Here is a 7,083-nt window from a genome sequence, read left to right as displayed (position 1 = left end):
GGACTTCCTTCAGACTCGCAGTCGCCCGCGAAACCCTTGCCTCTGGCTAACACTTCCCCTTGCCGGGTGTGTAGAGGACTTTCACCTCCGAGTGAGTGCGCCCTGCCGGGCGCACGAAAAAAAACCCCGGCTGTTTCCAGCCGGGGCCAACTCTCTCGCTCGCACACCGGAATCGGTGCGGGCATGACTACTTTACCGATGCCGCCGGTGCGGATATATACGCCATGGCGGAAGAGTCCTTTCCACCGCAGTGGGCAAGGATGCACTGAAGCACGCTCAGAAGCGCGTGCGGATACCCACGGTGCCGACCACCTGATTGCCCGTCGACGACGCGCCGCCCGCCGTGTTGATAAACGCGGTGTAGCCCTTGCCGGTCACGTGCTGGTACATCGCTTCGGCGTACACGTCGGTGCGCAGCGACAGGTTGTAGACGGCCTGCAGGTTGATCTGATTCCATTTCGGATCGGATCCGAAGCTCGTCGTGCCGCTGACGTGCGCGTCCGTGTACGTGTAAGCCGCACCGAGGCTCAGCGCCGGCGTCACTGCGTACTTGCCGTTCACTTCATAGTTGTCGAAGTGCATCGAGCCATTCGTGGCGCCGAACGACGAGGTGCCCTGGAACTGGCTGTGCGTATAGACGAAGCCGGTCGTCACGGGACCGAACGCATAGCTCAAGCCCGCGCCGGCGGTGCGCTGCACATTGGCGCCGAGCTGGAAACCGCCCGTGCCGTTCGCCGTCGACTCGCCGAGATCGACCGCGCCCGCGGTGTTGGTGGCGGAATTCGAACCGTTGATCTGCAGATAACCCGCGGCCGCCTTGAACGGACCGTTGGTATAGCTCACGCCCGCGCTGTAGGCGCGATTGAGCGCGAAATCGGTGTTGTTCGAAAACGCGTACATGCCGCCGAATTTCAGGCCGCCGTAATTGGCGCTCGTGTACTTCACCGCGTTGCTCATCCGCACCGAATGATTCAGGTTGTCGTTGTCGAACGGATGGGCGAAACCGGTGTCGCCGAAGGTGCCGGCTGTGCCCGACAACGGTGCGACGAAGTCGACCAGCGAATCGTACTGGCGACCGAGCGTCAAGGTGCCGTAGTCCTTGCCGCTCAACCCCACGTACGCCTGACGGCCGAACAGCCGGCCATTCTGGCCAAGCTTGCCGTTCTGCACGTTGTAGCCGTTCTCCAGCACGAAGATCGCCTGCAGGCCGCCGCCGAGATCCTCGGCGCCGCGCAAGCCGAAGCGGCTGCCGTTGATATTGCCGCTCGTCGCCTGAACCAGCGAGCCCTGCGTGGTGCCCTTCTTCACGTTGTTGGTGTACATCAGGCCGGCGTCGATGAGGCCGTACAGCGTCACCGAACTTTGCGCATGCGCGGCGGTTGCGGCCAGTCCCGCGAACACCGCGACCGCGGCGGAAATCTTTTTCACGTCAATACTCCTGCGTAGCTGAAATGTCGTTTTGAACAGCGACGCGAGTATAAAAACGCGAACCTCGAAAACGAATGCCCGTGCTTAAGAAGAGTCCTTTGCTCGATCGCGAAGAATCCGTCACCGAAATGTAACAATCTAGGCGTGCTGCGCCGGCAACGGGGAATTTGACAGGCAAAGCGCCGTGGACGGCGGCTGTGCGCCGGATGGCGGGTGGCGTGTGAACAACACCGCGGTGGCGGCCAGTCGCTCTACTTCATTCTTTGCCACACGACTTTCGACGAGCCATAACCGAACGTGCCCGGCGTGACGTAAGTCAGGCGGTCGCCGTCGAGCGTGAACGGGCGACGCTGAACATCGGCGTCCCAATTCGGAAAGGTGCTCTTCTGGATATGAAAAACGATCACGTGCTCCGCCTGACCCACGGTGTACGTGCCGAAATGCGCGACATTGCCGCGAGCGATGGTGCGATTTTCCTCTGGGGTGCCCGATTCACGGTCGCCAGAGGCGAACTTCGGCAGATCGGAGCGCAGCACGATCAGCACGTAGTGGCCGTCGTTGCCCAGAATGAGCTGCCCTTGCGGATGGGGACCCAGCTGTTCCACATCGTTGCCGCTTTTCATCACAGTCACCGAAACGAGCGACCACGAGCCGGTCAGGATATCCGCCGCCTGGGCCAGTGCGCTGCGCACGGGTGCGCACAACGCCGCACACGCCATCACAGCGGTGGCGAGAGTCTGGTGCATGGCTTGCATGACATTCTCCACGCGCGCGAGGACGTGAAGTCAAACGGGTCCGGCGCGCGCGCCGGACCCCGTCCGAACAATCAGGAATCAGGCCTCAGTTGAAATCGTCCGTCTCGAGTTCCACGGACCGTCCGCCGTTTTTTTCGAGAACGCGCCGGGTGGCGTTTTCAATCCGCGTGCGATTCGCCTCGAAGGTCCCGACGAGCTGATGCGCCGACGTGCCTTCGTTACCAAAATCGTCGTTCAGCGCGTCCAGCGAGACGCTGCACCAGACGTCAGCTCCGTCGACGTTGGCTTCGAAGGCGACGCGCGCCGCTGCCACGACTTCGCGGCGTCCGGTGAATTCGATCCTCATCATGACCCTCCATGTGTTGAAAGAAAGTGTCGAATGCGCAAACGCCGCGCCGGGTTCGCGTGGCCAGCCACGCGAACCCGGCTCAGCACGCATTCTTCGCAGGGTGCATACTTGACCTTCGGCCGCCCTCGTACGGCCGTTCTGACGCGTCGCAGCACGCAGGTCGGCAATGGTTCGCCTCAACGCGCGCTGCCCGACGTGCCTAACATCCTAATACTAGCTCTCGCCCCATGTCCCGCAACTTGCAATCGTCGCGTCCTCTCGTCATTGCCGCCGTGATGGCTTCAATGGCGATGGTCGCCATCGAAGCCACCATCGTCTCCACCGCCATGCCGCAGATCGTCGCCCAGCTCGGCGATCTGCATCTGTATAGCTGGGTTTTCTCGTCGTTCCTGCTGACGCAAACCGCGATGACCGTGGTGTTCGGCAAACTCGCCGACCTGTATGGCCGCAAGCCCGTCATCCTGGCCGGCATCGCGATCTTTCTGCTCGGCTCGGTGCTGGCCGGCTTCGCCTGGTCGATGCCGGCCATGATCGCGTTCCGCCTGATTCAGGGCGTCGGCGCGGGGGCGATCCAGCCGGTCACGCTGACTGTCGTCGCCGACCTCTACCCGGCGCACGAGCGCGGCAAGGTGCAAGGCTACCTCGCGAGCGTGTGGGCCATTTCCGCGGTGATCGGCCCGATGGTGGGCGGCTTCATCATCCACAACCTGTCGTGGGCGTGGATCTTCTGGATGAATGTGCCGATCGGACTGGCGTCCGCGGCGGGCTTCATTGCATTCCTGCGCGAATCGGAGCGGCACGCGCGCCCTTCGATCGACTTCGGCGGCGCGGCGCTGTTCATGGCCGCGTTCGCCGCGCTGATGATGGCGCTGACCTATGGCGGCGACGACAAGGCCGCGCCGGCGTCGCTGGCGGGCGGGTTCTTCGTGCTGTGCGTACTGCTGTTCGTATGGCAGGAGCGCCGCGCGGCCGAGCCGATGATCTCGTTCGCGCTGTGGAGCCGGCGGCCGATTGCCGCCTGCAATGGCGCAACCCTGCTGTCGGGCATGATCCTGATGGGCTCCACCACCTTCCTGCCGATGTATGTGCAGGGCGTGCTGCACCGCTCGCCGGTGATCGCCGGTCTCGCCCTGACGATGATGATGGTCGGCTGGCCGACCGGCGCCACGCTCGCCGCGAAATCCTTTCACCGCATCGGCCTGCGGCGCATCCTGATTGGCGGCAGCGCGTTCATCCCGCTTGGCGCGGCGCTGCTGCTGTTCCTGTCACCCGGCGGCTCGCCGCTCGTTGCCGGGTTCGGCTCGCTCATCATGGGCTTCGGCATGGGGACGTCGAGCGTCAGTTGTCTGGTGCTGATCCAGGAGATTGTCCGGATGGACGAACGCGGCAGCGCCACCGCTTCGAATCTCTTCTCCCGCAACCTCGGCAGCACGCTCGGCGCGACACTGTTCGGCGCGGTGCTCAACTTCGGGCTCAGTCATTCGAAAGGGGTGGCCGTGGTCACGTCCGACCAGTTGAAGGCGCTGCTGCAGAATCAGGCCGCCAGTCTCGGCGACAGCGACACGATCCGCATGGTGCTGCATCAGTCGCTGCATTTGACCTTCATTTCGCTGTTCGCGATCGCGATTTTCGTGGTCGCGCTGCTCACGTTCGTCCCCCCGATCAGCATCGGGACCGGCAAGAAAAAGCCGCTCGAGACGTTGTCGCCGATCGAGCACTGAAATTCGAGGCGGGTGCGGCGGCTCGTGGCCGCCCGCGTGCTACGGCTGGCCCACGGGCAGCGTCGCGGCGAAGAAGTCGATGGCCCGCCGCGCCGTGTCCGCATGCACCGCATCGCGATCGACGCCCGGATTGTCGCGGCAAATGCCGCAGCCAGCCAGTCGAGACTGTCGGCGCTGCCGCCGGTGCCGTGCGACAGCACCAGCAGCGGATAGGACGCGCGCGCGGTGGACAGCGGCGCGCCCTCGATGGCGGGGTGTCCCTGAAACAGCGGATGACCGGGCGGACCGATATCGTGCGGCGGCTCAGGCAGCGCCAGATCGGCCGGATACCAGATGCGGGTCACCAGCGCCTGGGTCCGCGCGCCGCGCCAGTCGCGCGCCACGGCGGGATGAAAGACCCGCGTTTCTTCGCCGACATGCCAGCCAGGCGGACCCGCGAGAGCCGCGGCGTCCGCCCACCACAATACCGCGCCACACGCGAGCGCGGCCCAAGAGCGACGCAACATGGTCAGTCCTTGCAGATGGGGATCATCAGATCCGTGACGCACGCCTGCTGCGATCCGGCGGCGGTAATCCCGTTCGGTGCTGGGCTTCAGCATGGCGCTAGGATAGCGGCCTTGCCCGCGCAATACGGTGCAGAGCTTGCGAAATTTTGCGGAACCCGTGCCGGCGCGGACGGCAGGCGTCAGGTGCTATGCCAGCAACTCGACGCCATCCAGTTGCGCCGCGCAGGTATCGCGCACGATTTTCACGAAGTCGTCGAAATAAGGCCGATTCGCGAAGCCTTTCGCGGCCACCGCATACAACTCGCTCCACAAGCCTTGCGCGCCGACCCGTTTGGCGAGCACGTAATCGTGATCCACGTAGTTCTTCACGCCCCAGTTCGGCAAGGCGGCGATGCCGCGCCGGCTCGCCACCAGTTGCATGACCGCGATAGTCAGTTCCGCGGTGCGCCGTTCGAGCTTGATGCCGGCCGGCTCCAGCACTTCGCGGATCAGGTCGATGCGCGCCTCCGGCACCGGATAGGTAATCAGCGTCTCGTCGCGCAGATCGTCCGGCGCGAGGCGGCGTTTGTTGCGCAGCCTGTGCTCGTTGGCCATCACCACCAGAATCTCGAAGCGGAATAGCGGCGCGATATGCAGGCTGCGCCGCGTGGCCGGCTTCGAACCGATCACCACGTCGGCCTTGCCGTCGCTCAGCAAGCGCAACGGGTCCGCGTGAAAACCGGCGACCAGATCCACTTCGACCTCGGGCCAGCGCCGGCGGAACTCGTCCATCACCGGCATGAGCCAGTCGAAACACGTATGGCATTCCAGCACGATGCGCAACTCGCCGCGCGTGTCGCCTTTCAGCCGGACCAGGTCGCGCTCCGCCGCGCTGACGGCCGCGATCGTCTCGCGGCCGAGCGCCAGCAGTCGCTCGCCGGCGGCGGTAAAGCGCAAACCCTGTTTGGTGCGCTCGAACAGCGACACCTCGTAGTGCGCCTCGATGTCGCGGATCTGATGCGACAGCGCGGACTGGCTCAGATGCACGCGCTCCGCAGCCGCCACCAGCTTGCCCGACTCGGCAATGGCAATCAGCGAACGCAAGTGGCGAAGCTCAAGCATGCCGGGGCTCCGCGTTAAACGAATTGTTCTGGATATGAATTTGGCTCATACATTGTTGAAAACATGTCGCTTGATGAATCATAGCGCGACTCGCACACTGAGCGCCAATTCAAACAACGGACAACAGGACTTCACATGGCCCGCACGCATATCTCCGGCTTTCCGCGCATCGGCGCCCAGCGCGAACTGAAATTCGCGCAGGAATCGTTCTGGCGCGGCGAATCCGATGAAAACCATCTGCGTGGCGTTGCGCGCGCCTTGCGTGCGCGCCACTGGCAACAGCAGCAGGATGCGAAGCTGGATTTCGTCACCGTCGGCGATTTCGCTTACTACGATCAGATGCTCAACCTGAGCACGCTGCTCGGCTCGTTGCCGTCGCGCTTCGGCTTCGATCCGAAAACGCTGTCGCTCGCCCAGTACTACGAACTCGCGCGCGGCAACGCCGCGCAGCCGGCGCTGGAAATGACCAAGTGGTTCGATACGAACTACCACTACCTCGTCCCCGAACTGGGTCCGGACACGCGCTTCGACGGCGGCGTCGAGTGGCTGTTCGACGAAGTCGATGAAGCGTTCGCGCTAAACCTTCCGGTCAAGCCGGTGTTGATTGGGCCGCTCACTTACCTGTGGCTGTCGAAGAGCCATGTCGCTGGATTCGACCGTCTGTCGCTGCTGCCAAAGCTCGTGATCCGCTACAGCCGGATTCTGGAGAAACTGCGGCAGCGCGGCATCGAATGGGTGCAGCTCGATGAGCCGGCGTTGTGCGTCGAACTGCCCGCCGAATGGCTCGAAGCGTTTTCCGCCGCGTATGACGTACTCGGCAACGCCGGCGTGAAGGTGCTCCTCGCCACGTACTTCGAGAGCTCGGCCGACCACGCGGCCCGCGTCCCCAGCTTGCCTGTCCCCGGGGTGCCTCTCGCTCCCGTGCCCCCCCCGCCGCAGCTCGCCCCGTCGCCCCCCCCCTCTCCCGCCCCTCCCCGCCCCCCGCCCCGCCCCGCCTCGCCCTCCCCCCCCCATCCCCCCCTCCCCGCTCCTTCGTTCTCTTCCGCCCTCTTCCCCGCTACCCCCTCCCTTCATCTCCCGTCTCTCCCCCCCCCCCCTTTTCCTCCTCTCCACCCTCTGCTGCTTCCCCCCCCCTCTGCTCCGCTCGCCCGCGTCCTCCCTGCCTCTCCCTCTCCGCCTACTCCCCCACCCTCACTCCTCACTTCCTGTCCCCTTCACTCGCC

5 protein-coding genes and 1 pseudogene are annotated in these 7,083 nt (G+C 64.5%); 2 read left to right on the top strand and 4 right to left on the bottom strand.

The annotated features are described in order from the left end of the window. Positions 1-276: 276 nt before the first annotated feature. From A6V37_RS37395 to A6V37_RS37385, 3 genes are all read right to left on the bottom strand, one after another. Positions 277-1,428: a porin gene (locus tag A6V37_RS37395; protein ID WP_064286902.1), complete on the bottom strand. Its 1,152-nt coding sequence runs from the start codon at positions 1,426-1,428 to the stop codon at positions 277-279. Between the two features lie 251 nt (positions 1,429-1,679). Continuing rightward, positions 1,680-2,183 carry a lipocalin-like domain-containing protein gene (locus A6V37_RS37390; protein WP_064265943.1) on the bottom strand — a complete coding sequence of 168 codons (504 nt, stop codon included), beginning with the start codon at positions 2,181-2,183 and terminating at the stop codon, positions 1,680-1,682. 85 nt (positions 2,184-2,268) lie between these two features. Next, complete coding sequence (locus A6V37_RS37385; protein WP_064286903.1) at positions 2,269-2,529, bottom strand: DUF1488 family protein; 261 nt, start codon at positions 2,527-2,529, stop codon at positions 2,269-2,271. A 230-nt stretch (positions 2,530-2,759) separates the two neighbouring features. Here A6V37_RS37385 and A6V37_RS37380 point away from each other — a divergent pair, with 230 nt between their 5' ends. Beyond that, entirely contained in the window at positions 2,760-4,253 is a 1,494-nt protein-coding gene (locus tag A6V37_RS37380) for an MDR family MFS transporter (protein WP_064286901.1), read from the top strand. A 692-nt stretch (positions 4,254-4,945) separates the two neighbouring features. Here A6V37_RS37380 and A6V37_RS37375 read toward each other — a convergent pair. Continuing rightward, a complete protein-coding gene (locus tag A6V37_RS37375) occupies positions 4,946-5,860 on the bottom strand; it encodes a LysR family transcriptional regulator (protein ID WP_064265941.1) in 915 nt (304 codons plus the stop codon). Between the two features lie 135 nt (positions 5,861-5,995). On the opposite strand from A6V37_RS37375, the pseudogene A6V37_RS39790 reads away from it, so the two are divergent. Continuing rightward, a pseudogene (locus tag A6V37_RS39790) lies at positions 5,996-7,083 on the top strand (hypothetical protein); the annotation flags it as partial.

The sequence above is a fragment of the Paraburkholderia ginsengiterrae genome (assembly GCF_001645125.1).
Taxonomy (GTDB): Bacteria; Pseudomonadota; Gammaproteobacteria; order Burkholderiales; family Burkholderiaceae; genus Paraburkholderia; species Paraburkholderia ginsengiterrae.
This window is presented reverse-complemented; position numbering and strand designations above follow the sequence as displayed.

Bases quoted from the DNA above. Each gene is read 5' to 3' on its own strand.
- A6V37_RS37390 (WP_064265943.1), bottom strand. From the start codon at position 2,183: ATGCAAGCCATGCACCAGACTCTCGCCACCGCTGTGATGGCGTGTGCG.
- A6V37_RS37385 (WP_064286903.1), bottom strand. From the start codon at position 2,529: ATGAGGATCGAATTCACCGGACGCCGCGAAGTCGTGGCAGCGGCGCGC.
- A6V37_RS37380 (WP_064286901.1), top strand. From the start codon at position 2,760: ATGTCCCGCAACTTGCAATCGTCGCGTCCTCTCGTCATTGCCGCCGTG.
- A6V37_RS37375 (WP_064265941.1), bottom strand. From the start codon at position 5,860: ATGCTTGAGCTTCGCCACTTGCGTTCGCTGATTGCCATTGCCGAGTCG.